This window comes from Streptomyces venezuelae (assembly GCF_008642375.1).
Lineage (GTDB): Bacteria > Actinomycetota > Actinomycetes > Streptomycetales > Streptomycetaceae > Streptomyces > Streptomyces venezuelae_G.
Window position 1 is genome coordinate 7,098,527 of sequence record NZ_CP029194.1, and the last position, 17,342, is coordinate 7,115,868.

The following is a 17,342-nucleotide window of genomic DNA, read 5'->3' on the forward strand; positions in this document are numbered from 1 at the left end:
GGCCGGGGACCCGCGCACGCCCACAGGCGTGCGCGGTCCCCGGAACGGTTGCACGTCTGCGGGGGCAGGTCCCCACACACACTTCGTGGCCGTCTCACGCATACCCGGCGCGAGACGGTTGGACAGGGAGATACGACAGGTGGCAGCACCGAAGAAGGGCCGAGGGCCGGCGGGGGGACAGAGCCGTCCGGGCCGCGCCCTGGCAATCATCCTGATCGCCATGGTCGCGCTCACCGGCGGCATGTTCTGGTCGGGGCACACCACCCCGCGCCTCGGCATCGACCTCGCCGGCGGAACGTCGATCACGCTCAAGGCGAAGGCCGAGCCCGGCCAGGAGTCGGCGGTCAACGAGACCAACATGAACACAGCGGTCGGCATCATCGAGCGCCGTGTCAACGGTCTGGGTGTCTCCGAGGCCGAGGTCCAGACCCAGGGCCGCGAGAACATCATCGTGAACATCCCCCGGGGCACGAACGAGAAGCAGGCCCGCGAGCAGGTCGGCACCACCGCCCAGCTCTACTTCCGGCCCGTTCTCACCGTCGCCGACGGCGCGCCCCCGGCGGCGCCGAGCGCCACCCCCTCGGGCTCCGCCTCGGGAACCCCCTCGGCCAAGCCGTCCGCCTCGTCCTCCACCGGCGCGAGCGTGGGTGACAAGTCGGCCACCCCGACGGCCACCGCCACCACGCAGGGCCGCGCGGTCAGCGAGGCCCTCAAGGCCCCGAGCCCGACGCCCACGGCGACCGCCTCGTCCTCCGCGAAGCCGAAGCCCACCGGCACCCCGCAGGCGACCCCTTCGGCCGACGACGCCACCGCGGCGCTGCAGCAGAAGTTCGCCACCCTGAACTGCCTCGACCCCAAGCAGCGCGCCGCCGCCGGCCAGGGCGTCAAGCCGAACGAGCCCACCGTGGCCTGTGGCGAGGACAACCCGGGCGTGTGGGCGAAGTACCTGCTCGGTCCCGCCGAGGTCGAGGGCAAGGACGTCGACGACGCCAAGGGCCAGTTCGACCAGCAGCGCGGTATGTGGATCGTCACCATGGACTTCACGGACGAGGGTTCGAAGAAGTTCCAGTCGATCACCGGCAAGCTCTCGCAGCAGGCCGACCCGCAGAACCGGTTCGCGATCGTCCTCGACGGCCAGGTCGTCTCGGCGCCCTCCGTGCGCCAGACGCTCAGCGCCAGCGCGGAGATCTCGGGCAACTTCAACCAGGAGTCCGCCCAGGACCTGGGCAACATCCTGTCCTACGGTGCCCTGCCGCTCACCTTCGAGACCCAGAGCGTCGACACCGTCACCGCCGCCCTCGGCGGCGACCAGCTGGAAGCCGGCCTCATCGCCGGTGCCATCGGTCTGGGCCTGGTCATCATCTACCTGGTCGCCTACTACCGCGGCCTGTCGCTGATCGCCATCCTCAGCCTCGGCGTCTCGGCGCTCCTCACCTACGTGATCATGGCCCTGCTCGGCCCGGCCATCGGCTTCGCGCTGAACCTGCCGGCCGTCTGCGGCGCCATCGTCGCCATCGGTATCACCGCGGACTCGTTCATCGTCTACTTCGAGCGAATCCGCGACGAGCTTCGCGAGGGCCGCACGCTCCGCCCGGCCGCCGAGCGCGCCTGGCCGCGCGCCCGCCGCACCATCCTGGTCTCCGACTTCGTGTCGTTCCTGGCCGCGGCCGTGCTCTTCATCGTCACCGTCGGCAAGGTCCAGGGCTTCGCGTTCACGCTCGGCCTCACCACCCTGCTCGACATCGTCGTGGTGTTCCTCTTCACCAAGCCGATCATGACGATGCTCGCGAGGACCAAGTTCTTCGGCAACGGTCACCCGTGGTCGGGTCTCGACCCGAAGCGGCTCGGCGCCAAGCCGCCGCTGCGCCGCACCCGCCGTGCCACTGCCCCTGCCGCTGCCGACCCGAAGGAGGCGTGAGATGTCGAAGCTCGGAGATCTCGGCGCCCGGCTCCACCGCGGTGAGGTCGGTTACGACTTCATCGGCAACCGCAAGATCTGGTATGGCCTGTCCATCCTGATCACCATCACCGCCATCGTCGCCCTGGCCGTCCGGGGCCTCAACATGGGCATCGAGTTCCAGGGCGGCGCCGTCTTCACCACCCCGAAGAGCGAAGTCTCCGTCAGCCAGGCGCAGGAGTACGCGGAAGAGGCCTCGGGCCACGACGCGATCGTCCAGCAGCTCGGCAACGGCTCCCTCCGCATCCAGGTCGGCGGTCTCGACACCGCGCAGTCCGACCAGGTCCGCGAGGAGCTCGCCAAGGACATGAACGTCCCCGAGGACAAGATCGCGGCGGAGCTCGTCGGCCCCAGCTGGGGTGAGCAGATCGCGACCAAGGCCTGGACCGGTCTGGGGATCTTCATGATCCTCGTGGTGATCTATCTGGCCATCGCCTTCGAGTGGAGAATGGCGATCGCGGCACTCATCGCCCTGATCCACGACCTCACGATCACCGTGGGCATCTACTCACTGGTGGGCTTCGAGGTCACCGTCGGTACGGTCATCGGTCTGCTGACGATCCTCGGCTATTCGCTGTACGACACAGTCGTCGTCTTCGACTCCCTCAAGGAACAGACGAAGGACATCACGAAGCAGACCCGCTTCACCTACAGCGAGCTGGCCAACCGCTCGATCAACGGCACCCTGGTCCGTTCGATCAACACCACCGTGGTCGCGCTGCTGCCGGTCGCCGGCCTGCTCTTCATCGGTGGCGGCGTCCTCGGCGCCGGCATGCTGAACGACATCTCGCTGTCGCTGTTCGTGGGTCTCGCCGCCGGCGCGTACTCCTCGATCTTCATCGCCACCCCGCTCGTCGCCGACCTCAAGGAGCGCGAGCCGGCGATCAAGGCGCTCAAGAAGCGCGTCCTGGCCAAGCGGGCCTCCGCCGCCGCCAAGGGCGAGCCGCTGGACGCCGTCGACGAGCTGTCCGCCGAGGCCGCCGTCGTGGGCCCGCGCGCGGGCCGTCACGGGGCTCAGGAGCACCGGGGATGACCGCTGGTACGCAGGACGTCACCGAGCTGCTGCTCAGCCGCATCCGTGACGTCCCCGACTACCCGAAGCCGGGCGTGCTGTTCAAGGACATCACGCCGCTGCTCGCGGACCCGGAGGCGTTCACGGCCCTCACCGACGCCCTCGCCGGGCTGTGCTCCGCGCACGGCGCGACGAAGATCGTCGGCCTGGAGGCCCGCGGCTTCATCCTGGCCGCCCCGGTGGCCGTCCGCGCGGGCCTGGGTTTCATCCCGGTCCGCAAGGCCGGCAAGCTCCCCGGAGCCACGCTCAGCCAGGCCTACGAGCTGGAGTACGGCACCGCCGAGATCGAGGTCCACGCCGAGGACCTCGCCGCGGGCGACCGCGTCATGGTGATCGACGACGTCCTCGCCACCGGTGGCACGGCCGAGGCCTCGATCGAGCTCATCCGCCGTGCCGGCGCCGAGGTCGCGGGCGTCGCGGTCCTCATGGAGCTCGGCTTCCTCCCGGGCCGCGCCCGGCTGGAACCGGCCCTGAACGGCGCCCCGCTCAACGCACTGATCACGGTCTGATCCAGGGGCCGACAGCACGGCCCACAGCAAGGCCCACAGGGGCGCTCCGGGGAATCCCCGGAGCGCCCCCGCTGTTTTTCCTTTGTGTCCGCTTACGGGGGCCGAAAAGCGCCCTTCCCCGCTGCCCGTGCCGTCCGCGTCCCGGGCGCGTGAGCACAGCGAGTCGTGGCTCGATACCATGGCCTTTCCGGGCCTGACCGGGGGACCCGGAACCGCACGAGGAGCGCTCTTGCCAGACGAGGCCCAGTCACTCTCCGCCGCGCAGCCCGACCCGAAGGCCGAAAAGGCCGCGCCGGGGACCGGCACGCCCCAGAACAAGCCCGCGGAGACCGGGCCCGCGCCCGAGGCGCCCGGCCCGGCGCCGGCGCCCGCCCCGGCCTCGACCGCCCGGCCCGCCCCGGCCGCGCCCGCCCGCTCGGGCGGCTCGTCCAACCGCGTCCGCGCGCGCCTCGCCCGCCTCGGCGTGCAGCGCTCGTCCCCGTACAACCCGGTCCTCGAACCGCTGCTGCGGATCGTCCGCTCCAACGACCCCAAGATCGAGACGGCGACGCTCCGCCAGATCGAGCGCGCCTACCAGGTCGCCGAGCGCTGGCACCGCGGCCAGAAGCGCAAGAGCGGCGACCCGTACATCACGCACCCGCTCGCGGTCACGACGATCCTCGCCGAGCTCGGCATGGACCCGGCGACGCTGATGGCCGGCCTCCTGCACGACACCGTCGAGGACACCGAGTACGGCCTGGAGGACCTGCGCCGCGACTTCGGCGACCAGGTCACCCTGCTCGTCGACGGCGTCACCAAGCTCGACAAGGTCAGGTTCGGCGAGGCCGCCCAGGCCGAGACGGTCCGCAAGATGGTCGTCGCCATGGCCAAGGACCCGCGCGTCCTGGTCATCAAGCTCGCCGACCGCCTGCACAACATGCGCACCATGCGCTACCTCAAGCGGGAGAAGCAGGAGAAGAAGGCCCGCGAGACCCTCGAGATCTACGCGCCCCTGGCCCACCGCCTGGGCATGAACACCATCAAGTGGGAGCTGGAGGACCTCGCCTTCGCGATCCTCTACCCCAAGATGTACGACGAGATCGTCCGGCTCGTCGCCGAGCGCGCGCCCAAGCGGGACGAGTACCTCGCCATAGTGACCGACGAGGTCCAGACCGACCTGCGGGCCGCCCGGATCAAGGCCACCGTCACCGGCCGCCCGAAGCACTACTACAGCGTCTACCAGAAGATGATCGTCCGCGGCCGTGACTTCGCGGAGATCTACGACCTGGTCGGCATCCGCGTCCTCGTCGACACGGTCAGGGACTGCTACGCCGCTCTCGGCACCGTCCACGCGCGATGGAACCCGGTCCCCGGCCGGTTCAAGGACTACATCGCGATGCCGAAGTTCAACATGTACCAGTCGCTGCACACGACGGTCATCGGACCCAACGGCAAGCCCGTCGAGCTCCAGATCCGCACCTTCGACATGCACCGGCGCGCCGAGTACGGCATCGCCGCGCACTGGAAGTACAAGCAGGAGGCCGTCGCCGGCGCCTCCAAGGTCCGCGCCGACGTCCCGAAGAGGACCGGCAAGGACGACCACCTCAACGACATGGCGTGGCTGCGCCAGCTCCTCGACTGGCAGAAGGAGACCGAGGACCCCAGCGAGTTCCTGGAGTCGCTCCGCTTCGACCTCTCGCGCAACGAGGTCTTCGTCTTCACGCCCAAGGGCGACGTCATCGCGCTGCCCGCCGGCGCGACCCCCGTCGACTTCTCCTACGCGGTCCACACGGAGGTCGGCCACCGCACGATAGGAGCGCGGGTCAACGGCCGGCTCGTACCGCTCGAATCGACCCTCGACAACGGCGACCTCGTCGAGGTCTTCACCTCCAAGGCCGCCGGCGCCGGACCCTCCCGCGACTGGCTCGGCTTCGTCAAGTCCCCGCGCGCCCGCAACAAGATCCGCGCCTGGTTCTCCAAGGAGCGCCGCGACGAGGCCATCGAGCAGGGCAAGGACGCCATCGCGCGGGCCATGCGCAAGCAGAACCTGCCGATCCAGCGGATCCTGACCGGCGACTCGCTCGTCACCCTCGCCCACGAGATGCGCTACACCGACATCTCCTCGCTGTACGCGGCGATCGGCGAGGGTCATGTCACCGCCCAGTCCATCGTCCAGAAGCTGGTCCAGGCGCTCGGCGGCGAGGAGGCCGCCACCGAGGACATCGAGGAGGTCGCCCCGCCGACCCGCGGCCGCTCCAAGCGCCGTTCCAACGCGGACCCCGGTGTCGTCGTCAAGGGCGTCGAGGACGTCTGGGTGAAGCTGGCCCGCTGCTGTACGCCCGTCCCCGGCGACCCGATCATCGGATTCGTCACCCGGGGCAGTGGCGTATCGGTTCACCGCAGCGACTGTGTGAACGTCGAATCGCTCTCCCGCGAGCCGGAGCGCATCCTCGACGTCGAGTGGGCGCCCACCCAGTCCTCGGTCTTCCTGGTCGCCATCCAGGTCGAGGCCCTGGACCGCTCCCGGCTCCTCTCCGACGTCACCCGGGTCCTCTCGGACCAGCACGTCAACATCCTGTCGGCGGCCGTCCAGACGTCCCGCGACCGGGTGGCCACCTCGCGCTTCACCTTCGAGATGGGCGACCCCAAGCACCTGGGCCACGTCCTGAAGGCGGTCCGGGGTGTCGAGGGCGTCTACGACGTCTACCGAGTGACCAGCGCCCGGCGCCCGTAGGCGCCGGAGCCGTACGTACGAGGAAGGCCCCCGGCGCGATGCCGGGGGCCTTCCTCGTACGCTCACGGAGGCGTCAGCCGCCGAACTCCTCCAGGCCCTTCATGGCCTGGTCGAGCAGGGCCTGACGGCCCTCCAGCTCACGTGCGAGCTTGTCGGCCTTGGAGTCGTTCCCGGCGGCGCGGGCCGCGTCGATCTGCTTGCGCAGCTTCTCGACCGCGTCCTGGAGCTGACCGGTCAGACCCGCGGCACGCGCGCGCGCCTCCGGGTTCGTCCGGCGCCACTCGGTCTCCTCGGCCTCCTGGATCGCACGCTCCACCGTGTGCATCCGGCCCTCGACCTTCGGGCGGGCGTCACGCGGGACGTGGCCGATGGCCTCCCAGCGCTCGTTGAGGGAACGGAAGGCCGCGCGAGCCGCCTTCAGGTCCGTCACCGGGAGCAGCTTCTCGGCCTCGGTCGCGAGCTCCTCCTTCAGCTTGAGGTTCTCGGTCTGCTCCGCGTCCCGCTCGGCGAAGACCTCGCTGCGCGCCGCGAAGAAGACGTCCTGGGCGCCGCGGAAGCGGTTCCACAGGTCGTCCTCGTGCTCGCGCTGCGCCCGGCCGGCCGCCTTCCACTCCGTCATCAGGTCGCGGTAGCGGGCCGCCGTCGTCCCCCAGTCGGTGGAGTTCGACAGCGACTCCGCCTCGGCGACCAGGCGCTCCTTCGCCTTGCGGGCGTCCTCGCGCTGGGCGTCGAGCGAGGCGAAGTGGGCCTTGCGGCGCTTCGAGAACGCCGAGCGGGCGTGCGAGAAGCGGTGCCACAGCTCGTCGTCGGACTTGCGGTCCAGCCGGGGGAGACCCTTCCAGGTGTCCACGAGCGCCCGGAGCCGCTCACCCGCGGAGCGCCACTGCTCGCTCTGCGCCAGCTCCTCGGCCTCGGTGACGAGCGCCTCCTTGGCGGCCCGCGCCTCGTCGGTCTGCTTGGCCTTCTGGGCCTTGCGCTCCTCGCGGCGCGAGTCGACCGACGTGACGAGCTTGTCCAGCCGGGCGCCGAGCGCCGCCAGGTCGCCGACGGCGTGGTGCTCGTCGATCTGCTGGCGGATGTGCTCGATCGCCGTGGTGGCGTCCTTCGCCGAGAGGTCGGTGGTCCTCACGCGCTTCTCGAGGAGGCCGATCTCGACCACCAAGCCCTCGTACTTGCGCTCGAAGTAGGCCAGGGCCTCCTCAGGGGTGCCGGCCTGCCACGATCCGACGACCTTCTCACCCTCGGCCGTCCGCACGTACACGGTGCCCGTCTCGTCGACGCGGCCCCACGGGTCGCTGCTCACAGCGCCTCCTCACCATGATGCCCTCGTGGGGTGGTACCCCCCGGGCATCGTCCACAGTTTCCCGGCGGGCCTCGCCCGCCTTCCGCAGCGCGGCCGACAGGCCCACGCTGCACAACGCCCAATCTAGGCGAACGGCGGCCCGGCTGTCCGCACTCAGCGCGACCGAAATTCCACGGTCACGCCCGTGTGCGGACGCCCGGCTCACTTCTTCGCGACGGTGGCCTTCTCGACGGTGACGGGCTTCTTCGGAGCGCCGTCCGCGGCACCGTCCACGCCACCCGCCGCGGCGACGTCCTTGACCGCCTTGAGACCGGCCGCGTCCATCTTCCCGAAGGGGGTGTAGCTCGGCGGCAGCTTGCTGTCCTTGTAGACGAGGAAGAACTGCGAACCGCCCGTGCCGGGCTGCCCGGTGTTGGCCATGGCGACCGTGCCGGCCGGGTACGTCACCTTGCCGTCCGCGCCCGCCTTGCCCAGGGCGTCCAGGTTCTCGTCCGGGATGTTGTAGCCCGGGCCGCCGGTGCCCTGACCGGTCGGGTCGCCGCACTGGAGCACGAAGATGCCGTCGGTCGTCAGCCGGTGGCACTTGCTCCCGTCGAAGTACTTTTTCGCGGCGAGGTGGTGGAAGGAGTTCACCGTGCGCGGGGTCTTCGCCGCGTCCATGGCGATCGCGATGTCGCCCTCGTTGGTCTTGAGGGTCATGGTGTACGTGGCCTTGGCGTCCACGCCCATCTTCGGCTCGGGGGCCGCCGACTCGCTCTGCGAGGGCGTCGGGGCCGCCGTGGTGGGCGTGTCGCCCGAGGCGGCGTCCGAGCCCTTCGAATCCGTCAGCGCCACCGAGGCGTACACGGCGCCGCCGGCCGCCAGCACCACGGCGAGGGAGGCCGCGATGACGATGTTGCGCTGCTTCGCCTTGCGCTGCCTCTCCGCCCGGCGCTCCTGCTGCCGCGCGTACTTCTCCCTGGCAAGCTGCCGCCGCCGCTGATCGCTCGTGACCACCGGGTCCGCTCCCGTCGCTCGTCTGTTCCCGGCCTGGCCGGATGTGCCCGTACCGTATACGGGTTGGCTGTGGAACCGGCAGCGCCGGTAGGCTCTGATCTGCCACATTTCGTGATTGCCGCGAATTCCGCGCCCCCGTGCCGGACGACATCTAAGGACGAACGTGCTGATTGCCGGGTTCCCCGCCGGGGCCTGGGGGACCAATTGCTATCTGGTCGCCCCCGCCGCAGGCGAGGAGTGCGTGATCATCGACCCGGGCCACCAGGCCGCCCAGGGAGTCGAGGAGACGCTCAAGAAGCATCGGCTCAAGCCCGTCGCCGTCGTCCTCACCCATGGACACATCGACCACGTCGCCTCCGTCGTCCCGGTGTGCGGCGCCCATGACGTCCCCGCGTGGATCCACCCGTCGGACCGCTACATGATGAGCGACCCGGAGAAGGCCCTCGGCCGCTCCATCGGGATGCCCCTCATGGGCGAGCTGACCGTGGGAGAGCCCGACGACGTGCGCGAGCTCACCGACGGCGCCGAGCTGAAGCTCGCCGGTCTCGACTTCTCCGTCGCCCACGCGCCCGGTCATACCAAGGGGTCGGTGACCTTCAGGATGCCGGAGACCACGGAGATCCCCTCCGTGTTCTTCTCCGGGGACCTGCTGTTCGCCGGCTCCATCGGACGCACCGACCTTCCCGGCGGTGACATGGACGAGATGCTCGAATCGCTGGCCCGCGTGTGCCTGCCCCTCGACAACTCGACCGTGGTGCTGTCGGGACACGGTCCCCAGACGACCATCGGCCAGGAGCGCGCCACGAACCCGTATCTGCGGGACGTGGCCGCCGGCCTCGGGAGTGCGAAGGCTCCCCGACGAGGAATGTGACGAAGATCCACGTGAGTACCTTCAAGGCCCCCAAGGGCACCTACGACCTGCTGCCGCCCCGCTCCGCGACGTTCCTCGCGGTGCGCGAGGCGATCTCCACGCCGCTGCGGAACTCCGGCTACGGCTACGTCGAGACCCCCGGCTTCGAGGACGTGAAGCTGTTCTCCCGCGGTGTCGGCGAGTCCACGGACATCGTGTCCAAGGAGATGTACACCCTCACGACCAGGGGCGGCGACGAGCTGGCCCTGCGGCCGGAGGGCACCGCCTCCGTCCTGCGCGCGGCGCTCCAGGGCAACCTGCACAAGCTCGGCAACCTCCCCGTCAAGCTCTGGTACTCCGGCTCGTACTACCGGTACGAGCGGGCCCAGGCGGGCCGCTACCGCCACTTCTCGCAGGTCGGCGCCGAGGCGATCGGCGCCGAGGACCCGGCTCTCGACGCCGAGCTGATCATCCTGGCCGACCAGGCGTACCGCTCGCTCGGCCTGCAGAACTTCCGCATCCTGCTGAACTCGCTCGGCGACAAGGAGTGCCGCCCCGTCTACCGGGAGGCCCTCCAGACCTTCCTGCGAGGCCTCGACCTCGACGAGGAGACCCTGCGCCGCGCCGAGATCAACCCGCTGCGCGTCCTCGACGACAAGCGCGAGGCCGTGCAGAAGCAGCTGACCGAGGCGCCGCTCCTGCGCGACTACCTCTGCGACGCGTGCAAGACGTACCACGAGGAGGTGCGCGCCCTGATCACCGCGGCGGGCGTCGTCTTCGAGGACGACGCCAAGCTGGTCCGCGGCCTCGACTACTACACCCGCACCACCTTCGAGTTCGTCCACGGCGGTCTCGGCTCGCAGTCGGCGGTCGGCGGCGGCGGTCGCTACGACGGCCTCTCCGAGATGATCGGCGGCCCCGCGCTGCCGTCGGTGGGCTGGGCGCTCGGCGTGGACCGCACGGTCCTCGCCCTGGAGGCGGAGGGCATCGAGCTCGACATCCCCGCCGCCACCAGCGTCTTCGCCGTCGCCATCGGCGACGAGGCGCGCCGCCTGCTCTTCGGCAAGGTGACCGAGCTCCGCAGGCAGGGCGTCGCCGCCGACTTCTCCTTCGGCGGCAAGGGCCTCAAGGGCGCCATGAAGGACGCCAACCGCTCGGGCGCCCGGCTCGCCGTCGTCGCCGGTGAGCGCGACCTCGCCGAGGGCGTCGTCCAGCTCAAGGACATGGAGTCCGGCGAGCAGCAGGCCGTCGCCGTGGACGCCCTGGTGGACGCGGTGCTGGCCAAGCTGGCCTGACGGACCGTACGGAACGGAGGGGCCCGGACCGCGTGACGTGGTCCGGGCCCCTCCGCGCGTGTCCGGGAGGGGGCGGGCCCGCGTCCTTATGTCCACCGAACGGTGGACACACAGCCCGGTGCGGCAGAATGTTCGTGCCCACAAGGCCCGCGAGCGAGGGAAACAGGTGACATGGCGAAGGCAGCGGTGGACGAGGTCGCGTCCGGCCGGGACGGCGGCGGCACGATCGGGGCGAGCCGGGCCTTCTCCTGGCTGCTCGTGATCACCGGAGCGGCCGGACTGCTCGCCTCCTGGGTCATCACGATCGACAAGATCAAGCTCCTGGAGGACCCGAACTTCACTCCGGGCTGCAGCCTCAACCCGATCGTCTCCTGCGGCAACATCATGAAGAGCGAGCAGGCCGCGGTCTTCGGGTTCCCCAACCCGATGCTCGGCCTCGTCACGTACGCCATGGTCATCGCGATCGGCGTCGGCCTGCTCGCGGGCGCCCGCTACCGCCGCTGGTACTGGCTCGGGCTCAACGCCGGCACGCTCTTCGGCGTCGGTTTCTGCACCTGGCTCATGTACCAGTCGCTGTACGAGATCAACTCGCTCTGCCTGTGGTGCTGCCTGGCCTGGGTCGCCACCATCGTCATGTTCTGGTACGTGACCTCGCACAACGTCCGGCACGGTGTCATCCCCGCCCCCAGGGGCCTCAGGACCTTCTTCGACGAGTTCACCTGGCTCCTGCCCGTCCTGCACGTCGGGATCATCGGCATGCTGATCCTGACCCGCTGGTGGGACTTCTGGACCAGCTGACGGCGGCGGCACTGTCGGTGGCGTGACCTAGGCTTCATGACTGTGGAGCCCGACCTCTTTACCGCAGCCGCCGAAGACCGCCAGGAGAAGGACCCGTCCAGCAGCCCGCTGGCCGTCCGGATGCGTCCCCGCACCCTCGACGAGGTGGTGGGCCAGCAGCACCTGCTGAAGCCCGGCTCACCGCTGCGCCGACTCGTGGGAGACGGCGACGGCGGCCCAGCCGGTGCCTCCTCGGTGATCCTCTGGGGCCCGCCCGGCATCGGGAAGACCACCCTGGCCTACGTGGTGTCGAAGGCCACCAACAAGCGCTTCGTGGAGCTCTCGGCGATCACCGCCGGCGTCAAGGAGGTCCGGGCCGTCATCGAGGGCGCCCGACGCGCCGCCGGCGGCTACGGCAAGGAGACCGTCCTCTTCCTCGACGAGATCCACCGCTTCTCCAAGGCCCAGCAGGACTCCCTCCTGCCCGCCGTGGAGAACCGCTGGGTGACGCTCATCGCCGCCACCACCGAGAACCCCTACTTCTCGATCATCTCCCCCCTGCTCTCCCGCTCGCTGCTCCTCACCCTGGAGCCGCTCACCGACGGGGACCTGCGCGGCCTCCTCGACCGGGCGCTCACCGACGAGCGGGGGCTCGGCGGGGCCGTGACCCTGCCGGAGGACGCCGAGGCCCACCTCCTCCGGGTCGCCGGCGGCGACGCCCGGCGCGCCCTGACCGCCCTGGAGGCGGCGGCCGGCGCCGCCATCGCCAAGCGCGAGCCGGAGATCACCCTCCAGACGGTCGAGGAGACCGTCGACCGCGCGGCCGTGAAGTACGACCGGGACGGCGACCAGCACTACGACGTGGCCAGCGCCCTCATCAAGTCCATCCGCGGCTCGGACGTGGACGCGGCCCTGCACTACCTGGCCCGGATGATCGAGGCGGGGGAGGACCCGCGCTTCATCGCCCGGCGCCTGATGATCTCGGCGAGCGAGGACATCGGCCTCGCCGACCCGAACGCGCTACCGATCGCCGTCGCCGCCGCGCAGGCCGTCGCCATGATCGGCTTCCCGGAGGCCGCGCTCACCTTGAGCCACGCCACGATCGCCCTGGCCCTGGCCCCGAAGTCGAACGCGGCGACGACCGCGATCGGCGCCGCCCTGGCGGACGTGCGCAACGGCCTCGCGGGCTCGGTCCCGCCCCACCTCCGCGACGGCCACTACAAGGGCGCGGCCAAGCTCGGCCACGCCCAGGGGTACGTGTACCCGCACGACGTGCCGGGCGGCATCGCGGCCCAGCAGTACGCCCCCGACGAGGTCCGGAGCCGCCGGTACTACGAACCCACCCGCTACGGGGCGGAGGCACGCTACGCGGACGTGGTGGAGCGGGTGCGGGCACGGCTGAAGGGCGACGAGTAGCAGCCGTCGTACGGCGTGCCTACGCTCGCCCCATGATCCGTACCGCCGATGTGCTGGTCCTGGCCGCCGTCGTGGCCGGATGCGCGCCCGCCCGGGCGCCGGTGGACGTGCCGGCCGACCCCTCCGCCGTCCCCCTCGTCGGCGCCGGCTTCCCGCCGACGGCGGCGGAGGCCAGGACGCGGCTCGCCGCGCTGGAGGTGGCCTGGGGGAAGAACCGGCAGACGTACGAGCGCTCCGCGTTCGGCGACGGCTGGTCCGACGAGACCGACGCCCCCGGCGGGCGCAACGGCTGCGACACCCGGGACGACGTGCTGCGCCGGGACCTCACCGAGGTGCGGCTCGGCGACCGGAACCGGTACGTCGTCCTCTCGGGCGTCCTGCTCGCCACCGACAAGCAGACCAACCAGGAGAAGAGCAGCAAGACCCCGGACAAGTGGAGGCCCCCCGCGTACGGCGTACTGGTGCGAGTACGGCCGGCGCTGGACCGGGATCAAGGCGAAGTACGGCCTGACGGTCTCCCCGCCCGAGAAGGAGGCCGTCCGGGAGCTCCTCGCCACCTGCGGCTGAGGCTCTCGGGCCCGGTGCGAGGGTGACTCGCGGACCCGGTACACTGGTCCGGATTGCTGCGTCCCGTGTCCGACCCCGGTCGGCGCCACCAGAACGGGACAGTCAGCCGGAGACCCGGCCCTCGGGCGGGGTTTCCAGGAGCGTCGCGCACCTTCGAAGGTGTCGCGTGCCACCCATCACCACCCGGATTCCCGGGAGCGGCGATGGGTCGTTCGCGTGCTGCACGTATGTGCCCAGACCTGGGAGCGGCTGCCCGACAGGTTCGTCTTGTACGGACCGGACGGGTTTCCCGGCTGCGGATGCGACCTCCCCTAACCCTGGTGAAGCCGTTTTCGTATCAATGAGAGAGGTTGGTTCATGCCGAACCAGTCCCGTCCCAAGGTCAAGAAGTCGCGTGCCCTCGGCATCGCGCTGACCCCGAAGGCCGTCAAGTACTTCGAGGCCCGCCCCTACCCGCCGGGCGAGCACGGCCGTGGCCGCAAGCAGAACTCGGACTACAAGGTCCGTCTGCTCGAGAAGCAGCGTCTGCGCGCCCAGTACGACATCAGCGAGCGCCAGATGGCGCGCGCCTACGACCGTGCCAAGAAGGCCGAGGGCAAGACGGGCGAGGCGCTGGTCGTCGAGCTCGAGCGTCGCCTCGACGCCCTGGTCCTGCGTTCGGGCATTGCCCGCACCATCTACCAGGCCCGCCAGATGGTCGTCCACGGCCACATCCAGGTCAACGGTGGCAAGGTCGACAAGCCGTCGTTCCGCGTCCGTCCCGACGACGTCGTGATGGTCCGCGAGCGCAGCCGCACCAAGCCGCTGTTCGAGATGGCCCGTGAGGGTGGCTTCGCCGCCGACGGCGAGACCCCGCGCTACCTGCAGGTCAACCTGAAGGCCCTGGCCTTCCGCCTCGACCGCGACCCGAACCGCAAGGAAATCCCGGTCATCTGCGACGAGCAGCTGGTCGTCGAGTACTACGCCCGCTGATCCCAGCAACGGCGCAGTACCACCCACGCGGTGTTCAGCCCGCCGCTTCCCTGCCCTTTCCGGTGGGGGAGCCGGCGGGCTTCCGCGTTCCCGGGACCGCCGCCGACCTGGCCGTACGGAACGGACGCGGAGCCGACCGCCCGGCCGTCCCCGCCGGGCCGCCGACAGCCGGACCCCGATGGTGCGCGAGCGCCCGCTCCACCGCCGCGTCCAAGGAGAGCCCCAGCCCCTCGCGGAACGCCACGGCGTACGCCTCCGCCCCCAGCGCCGCCCCCGCGTGCTGCTCGCACAGCGCCCTCGGCCCGTTGAACGAGGCGGAGCCGAAGAGCCGGATCCCCACCGTGTCCCAGACCGGCACCGTCGCGCCCTGCAGCACCGCCGCCTCCACCGCGTCGCCCTCGCTCACCGTCACCAGCGCGAGAAGCTCGATCGCCAGGACAAGACCGACCTGGTCGCGGAAGGTGTGGTTGATCGTCACGCACTCGTCGAGCAGCTGCCGCGCCTCCCCGAACGCACCCCGGGTCCACGCCGAGAACGCGAGCACGTAGAGCGCGTACGCCCTGGTCCAGCGCTCCCCGCGCTCCTCGCAGACCTCCCGCACCTCCCGGCAGATCGCGACCGCACCCTCCAGATCGCCGCCGAAGGCCCGCGCCATCGCCAGCTCGACCTGCCCCATCAGCACGTTGCTGTTCAGCTCGCCGAGTTCCCGGTACGACTCCAGGGCCCGCCCGATCAGCTCCTCCGCCCGCGGCATGTCGTCCGAGAGCAGCGCCAGACAGCCCATCCGGTGCGTCGCGTACGCCTCCGCCAGCGCGTTCCCGGAGGCCCTGGCCCGCTCCCGGCACTCGTGGAGCGCCGCCACCGCGGCCGTGCCGTCCCCCTGGAGGATCGTCACGTACCCGAGCACCCACAGCGCCTTCAGCCGGGCCTCCTCGTGCCCGGACTCCAGCGCCAGGGCCCGCTCCAGCCAATGCCGGCCCTCCGAGAGACGCCCGCAGCCGACCCAGGCGAACCAGAGCGTGCCCGCCAGGTGCTGGGCGAGATGTGCGTCGTCCGGGAGTTCGAGACACAGGTCGAGGGCCGCCCGCAGGTTCGGCAGGGCCGCGTCCGTCCGGGCCGCGACCTCCGCCTGACGCGGGCTGAACCACTCCAGCTCGCACCAGGTCGCGAGCCCCATGTACCAGTCGCGGTGCCGTCGCCGCAGCCGCTCCGTGTCGCCGAGCGCGTCCAGCCACTCCGCCCCGTAGGCCGCGACCGTGTCGAGGATCCGGTAGCCGGGGCCGGCGGGCGTGTCCTCCCGCGCCACCAGCGACTGCGCGAGCAGCCCGCCGAGCAGGTCGAGGATCCGGTCCGGCGGCAGTTCCGGACCGCCGCACACGTACTCGACCGCCTCCAGGTCGAAGGGACCGGCGAAGACGGACAGCCGCGCCCACAGCAGGCGCTCCTCCGGGGTGCACAGCTCGTGGCTCCAGCCGATCGCCGTCCGCAGGGTCTGGTGGCGGGGGAGCGCCCCGCGCGCGCCGACCGTGAGCAGCCGGAAGCGGTCGTCCAGGCGGCACAGCATCTGCTCGACGGAGAGGAGGGGCAGCCGGCCGGCCGCCAGTTCGAGGGCGAGCGGGATGCCGTCGAGTCGACGGCAGAGTTCGCGCACGGCCGCGGACGCGGGGGAGTCGTGCGCGGAGCCGGGTACGCCGGCTTCGTGCACGGAGCGACGGACGGAGTCGCGTAAGGGGAGGTCAAGTACGGAGTCGCGTACGGCGAGATCGTGAACGGGCACCACCGGCGCGCCCGCCTCCGCCGCCCGCTCCGCGAGCAGCGCCACCGCGTCCGCCTCGCCCATCGGCGCCAGCCGGAACACGGCCTCGCCCGCCACCCGCAGCGGACGGCGGCCCACCGCGAGCACCGTCAGCCCGGGAGCGTGCGCGAGCAGTTCCCGCACCAGCGGCGCGCAGCTCTCCACCAGGTGCTCGAAACCGTCGAGCACCAACAGGAGCCGCCGCTCCGCGAGATGCTCGACCAGGACCTCGCGCGGGCCACGCAGCGTGTGATCGGTCAGCCCGAGCGCCTCGACCAGGGCGTGCTCCACCAGATCCGGATCGCGGAGCGGTGCGAGCTCGGCGAGCCGCACCTCGTCGCCGTAGCGTTTCTGCGCCCCCGAGGCGGCACGCAGTGCGAGCCTCGTCTTGCCGACCCCACCCACCCCGACGACCGTGACGAGGCGCGAATCCTCGAGGAGTCGCGCCAGTTCGGCCTGCTCGGCGGCCCGTCCGACGAACCGGTTCGGCTCCGCCGGGAGATTGCTCCGTCGCATGGGACACGGAGCGTACTCATTCGCACGCGCTCCGTACAATCGGATTCCGTAACTCCCTTCCCGGCGGCCGTAATGCGGTACGGCCGGACGGCGCGGGCGCGATAGGGTCGGGTGACTACTTTTGACAAGGGCCCGAAGGGCCGACGACAGCAGAGAGCGGTGCAGAGTGACCGGTGGAGAGGTTGCCGGGATCCTGGTGGCCGTCTTCTGGGCGATCCTGGTCTCCTTCCTCGCCGTGGTGCTGGTGAGGCTGGCGCAGACGCTCAGGGCGACCACCAAGCTGGTGGCGGACGTGACCGAGCAGGCCGTTCCCCTGCTCGCGGACGCCTCCGCGACCGTGCGCTCCGCACAGACCCAGCTCGACCGGGTCGACGCCATCGCCTCGGACGTCCAGGAGGTCACCTCCAACGCGTCCGCGCTCTCCTCCACCGTCGCCTCCACCTTCGGCGGCCCGCTCGTCAAGGTGGCCGCGTTCGGCTACGGCGTGCGCAAGGCGCTCGGCCGCGGCCGGGAGGCCGAGGGCGTGCCGGCGGCCACCTCGCGACGTACTGTGATCGTCGGCCGTACGGTGCCGTCCGCACGGCGCCGGAAGCAGAAGGGCTGA

Annotated in this window: 14 protein-coding genes; 11 read left to right on the top strand and 3 right to left on the bottom strand. The window is 71.0% G+C overall.

What is annotated here, in order from left to right; all coding sequences use genetic code 11:
* Positions 1–139: 139 nt before the first annotated feature.
* The 4 genes from secD to DEJ46_RS32505 all read left to right on the top strand — a co-directional run bounded on the left by secD (position 140) and on the right by DEJ46_RS32505 (position 6,251).
* Positions 140–1,918 (top strand): protein translocase subunit SecD, encoded by a 1,779-nt coding sequence (gene secD / locus DEJ46_RS32490; RefSeq protein WP_150272080.1) that lies wholly within the window; start codon positions 140–142, stop codon positions 1,916–1,918.
* A gap of 1 nt (position 1,919) precedes the next feature.
* Positions 1,920–2,990: a protein translocase subunit SecF gene (secF, locus tag DEJ46_RS32495; protein WP_150272082.1), complete on the top strand. Its 1,071-nt coding sequence runs from the start codon at positions 1,920–1,922 to the stop codon at positions 2,988–2,990.
* Complete coding sequence (locus DEJ46_RS32500; RefSeq protein WP_150272084.1) at positions 2,987–3,538, top strand: adenine phosphoribosyltransferase; 552 nt, start codon at positions 2,987–2,989, stop codon at positions 3,536–3,538. Before secF ends, DEJ46_RS32500 begins: the two co-directional genes overlap by 4 nt.
* 229 nt (positions 3,539–3,767) lie before the next feature.
* Positions 3,768–6,251: a RelA/SpoT family protein gene (locus DEJ46_RS32505; RefSeq protein WP_150272086.1), complete on the top strand. Its 2,484-nt coding sequence runs from the start codon at positions 3,768–3,770 to the stop codon at positions 6,249–6,251.
* A 73-nt stretch (positions 6,252–6,324) separates the two neighbouring features.
* On the opposite strand, the gene DEJ46_RS32510 is transcribed toward DEJ46_RS32505, so the two are convergent.
* Both DEJ46_RS32510 and DEJ46_RS32515 read right to left on the bottom strand, forming a co-directional pair.
* Positions 6,325–7,554: a DUF349 domain-containing protein gene (locus tag DEJ46_RS32510; RefSeq protein WP_150272087.1), complete on the bottom strand. Its 1,230-nt coding sequence runs from the start codon at positions 7,552–7,554 to the stop codon at positions 6,325–6,327.
* Positions 7,555–7,755: 201 nt separating this feature from the next.
* Complete coding sequence (locus DEJ46_RS32515; protein WP_150272089.1) at positions 7,756–8,550, bottom strand: peptidylprolyl isomerase; 795 nt, start codon at positions 8,548–8,550, stop codon at positions 7,756–7,758.
* 163 nt (positions 8,551–8,713) lie between these two features.
* Between DEJ46_RS32515 and DEJ46_RS32520 the strand changes: the two genes are divergently transcribed.
* The 6 genes from DEJ46_RS32520 to rpsD all read left to right on the top strand — a co-directional run bounded on the left by DEJ46_RS32520 (position 8,714) and on the right by rpsD (position 14,427).
* Positions 8,714–9,421, top strand: coding sequence for an MBL fold metallo-hydrolase (locus DEJ46_RS32520; RefSeq protein ID WP_150272091.1), 708 nt, complete (start codon positions 8,714–8,716; stop codon positions 9,419–9,421).
* Positions 9,422–9,432: 11 nt separating this feature from the next.
* Positions 9,433–10,695, top strand: a complete 1,263-nt coding sequence (hisS, locus tag DEJ46_RS32525) for a histidine--tRNA ligase (RefSeq protein ID WP_150272093.1) — start codon at positions 9,433–9,435, stop codon at positions 10,693–10,695.
* Between the two features lie 171 nt (positions 10,696–10,866).
* Complete coding sequence (locus DEJ46_RS32530; protein ID WP_150272095.1) at positions 10,867–11,493, top strand: vitamin K epoxide reductase family protein; 627 nt, start codon at positions 10,867–10,869, stop codon at positions 11,491–11,493.
* 42 nt (positions 11,494–11,535) lie between these two features.
* Positions 11,536–12,888 (top strand): replication-associated recombination protein A, encoded by a 1,353-nt coding sequence (locus tag DEJ46_RS32535; RefSeq protein ID WP_150274969.1) that lies wholly within the window; start codon positions 11,536–11,538, stop codon positions 12,886–12,888.
* A 32-nt stretch (positions 12,889–12,920) separates the two neighbouring features.
* Positions 12,921–13,481 carry a hypothetical protein gene (locus DEJ46_RS32540; protein ID WP_223835257.1) on the top strand — a complete coding sequence of 187 codons (561 nt, stop codon included), beginning with the start codon at positions 12,921–12,923 and terminating at the stop codon, positions 13,479–13,481.
* A 331-nt stretch (positions 13,482–13,812) separates the two neighbouring features.
* The gene (rpsD, locus tag DEJ46_RS32545; protein ID WP_015032311.1) at positions 13,813–14,427 is read left to right on the top strand and encodes a 30S ribosomal protein S4; all 615 of its coding nucleotides are present in this window, start codon (positions 13,813–13,815) and stop codon (positions 14,425–14,427) included.
* Between the two features lie 34 nt (positions 14,428–14,461).
* On the opposite strand, the gene DEJ46_RS32550 is transcribed toward rpsD, so the two are convergent.
* Complete coding sequence (locus DEJ46_RS32550) at positions 14,462–16,738, bottom strand: ATP-binding protein (protein ID WP_150272097.1); 2,277 nt, start codon at positions 16,736–16,738, stop codon at positions 14,462–14,464.
* Between the two features lie 166 nt (positions 16,739–16,904).
* Between DEJ46_RS32550 and DEJ46_RS32555 the strand changes: the two genes are divergently transcribed.
* Positions 16,905–17,342 carry a DUF948 domain-containing protein gene (locus DEJ46_RS32555; protein WP_150272098.1) on the top strand — a complete coding sequence of 146 codons (438 nt, stop codon included), beginning with the start codon at positions 16,905–16,907 and terminating at the stop codon, positions 17,340–17,342.

Coding starts and splice junctions, on each gene's coding strand:
- secF (WP_150272082.1), top strand. CDS start 1,920: ATGTCGAAGCTCGGAGATCTCGGCGCCCGGCTCCACCGCGGTGAGGTC.
- DEJ46_RS32500 (WP_150272084.1), top strand. CDS start 2,987: ATGACCGCTGGTACGCAGGACGTCACCGAGCTGCTGCTCAGCCGCATC.
- DEJ46_RS32530 (WP_150272095.1), top strand. CDS start 10,867: ATGGCGAAGGCAGCGGTGGACGAGGTCGCGTCCGGCCGGGACGGCGGC.
- DEJ46_RS32540 (WP_223835257.1), top strand. CDS start 12,921: ATGATCCGTACCGCCGATGTGCTGGTCCTGGCCGCCGTCGTGGCCGGA.
- rpsD (WP_015032311.1), top strand. CDS start 13,813: ATGCCGAACCAGTCCCGTCCCAAGGTCAAGAAGTCGCGTGCCCTCGGC.
- DEJ46_RS32550 (WP_150272097.1), bottom strand. CDS start 16,738: ATGCGACGGAGCAATCTCCCGGCGGAGCCGAACCGGTTCGTCGGACGG.